The sequence below is a fragment of the Rhizobium ecuadorense genome (genome assembly GCF_001187535.1).
In the GTDB taxonomy this organism is placed as follows: domain Bacteria; phylum Pseudomonadota; class Alphaproteobacteria; order Rhizobiales; family Rhizobiaceae; genus Rhizobium; species Rhizobium ecuadorense.
Window position 1 is genome coordinate 1 of sequence record NZ_LFIO01000458.1, and the last position, 236, is coordinate 236.

A 236-nucleotide genomic window follows, 5' to 3' on the forward strand; every position below is an offset into this window, starting at 1 on the left:
CCTCATAGAGGAATTCGAAGGTATGGCCTTCGCATGTTACATCGCCTTGGTTGAGATCCAGAACGTGACCCTGAGCTGCCCTTATCTGCGCCTGGACGATATCGACGCCGCTCGTCATTTCGGTGACGGGATGCTCGACCTGAAGTCGCGTGTTCATCTCGATGAAATAGAAAGCGCCATCCTCATAGAGGAATTCGAAGGTTCCGACGCCCCAGTAGCCGATCTGGAGGCAGGCT

Annotated in this window: 1 protein-coding gene; it reads right to left on the reverse strand. The window is 54.7% G+C overall.

Annotation, left to right across the window (positions count from 1 at the left end; genetic code table 11):
- Positions 1-236 (reverse strand): ATP-binding protein (locus AF337_RS11145; protein ID WP_483150621.1); only part of this gene is annotated, 236 nt, incomplete at both ends.